Annotated in this window: 1 protein-coding gene and 1 pseudogene; both read left to right on the plus strand. The window is 57.0% G+C overall.

Annotated features, from left to right (window positions below; all coding sequences use genetic code 11):
• On the plus strand, window positions 1-114 hold a 114-nt coding region (locus ACIF4X_RS29275), incomplete at its 5' end, for a F0F1 ATP synthase subunit gamma (protein ID WP_397484700.1).
• Between the two features lie 27 nt (window positions 115-141).
• Window positions 142-1,451: pseudogene (atpD, locus tag ACIF4X_RS29280) on the plus strand (F0F1 ATP synthase subunit beta); the annotation flags it as partial.

Here is a 1,451-nt window from a genome sequence, read left to right on the forward strand (position 1 = left end):
ACCGACACCGCCGGTGAATTGATCAGCGACTTGCAGCTGATCAACAACAAGGCGCGTCAGGCTGCGCTCACCCACGAGATCTCGGAAATCGTCGGCGGCGCTGCCGCGGTTTAACGGTTCAAATATTCAGAGGATCCAGCTATGAGTAGCGGACGTATCGTTCAAATCATCGGCGCCGTTATCGACGTGGAATTTCCACGCGACAGCGTACCGAGCATCTACAACGCTTTGAAAGTCAAAAGCGATGCCAGCACCACTCTGGAAGTTCAGCAGCAGCTGGGCGACGGCGTGGTTCGTACCATTGCGATGGGTTCCACCGAGGGCTTGAAGCGCGGTCTGGAAGTTACCGACTCTGGCGCAGCCATCTCCGTACCGGTCGGTAAAGCGACCCTGGGCCGGATCATGGACGTCCTCGGTAACCCGATCGACGAAGCTGGCCCGATCGACACCGAAGAGCGTTGGGGCATTCACCGCCCAGCACCTTCGTTCGCTGAGCAAGCAGGCGGCAACGACCTGCTGGAAACCGGCATCAAGGTTATCGACCTGGTTTGCCCGTTTGCCAAAGGCGGTAAAGTCGGTCTGTTCGGTGGTGCCGGTGTAGGCAAAACCGTAAACATGATGGAACTGATCCGTAACATCGCGATCGAGCACTCCGGTTATTCCGTGTTTGCGGGCGTGGGCGAGCGTACTCGTGAGGGTAACGACTTCTACCACGAAATGACCGACTCCAACGTTCTGGACAAAGTGGCACTGGTTTACGGTCAGATGAACGAGCCGCCGGGTAACCGTCTGCGCGTAGCACTGACCGGCCTGACCATGGCCGAGAAGTTCCGTGACGAAGGTAACGACGTTCTGCTGTTCGTCGACAACATCTATCGTTACACCCTGGCCGGTACTGAAGTATCCGCACTGCTGGGCCGTATGCCTTCGGCAGTAGGTTACCAGCCGACCCTGGCTGAAGAGATGGGCGTTCTGCAAGAACGTATCACTTCGACCAAGGAAGGTTCGATCACTTCGATCCAGGCGGTATACGTACCTGCGGATGACTTGACCGACCCGTCGCCAGCGACCACCTTCGCCCACTTGGACGCCACCGTCGTTCTGTCCCGTGACATCGCTTCCCTGGGTATCTACCCAGCGGTAGATCCACTGGATTCGACTTCGCGTCAGCTGGACCCGAACGTAATCGGCCAGGACCACTACGACACCGCTCGCGGCGTTCAGTACGTTCTGCAACGTTACAAAGAGCTGAAGGACATCATCGCGATCCTGGGTATGGACGAGCTGTCGGAAGCCGACAAGCAGTTGGTAAACCGTGCTCGTAAGATCCAGCGCTTCTAGTCGCAGCCGTACTTCGTGGCTGAAGTCTTCACCGGTGCTTCGGGTAAATACGATTCCCTGAAAGACACCAAAGCAGGCTTCAAAGTCATCCTCAACGTTGACTACGACAA

Origin of the sequence: Pseudomonas sp. NPDC085632 (assembly GCF_044541255.1) — a bacterium.
Taxonomy (GTDB): Bacteria; Pseudomonadota; Gammaproteobacteria; order Pseudomonadales; family Pseudomonadaceae; genus Aquipseudomonas.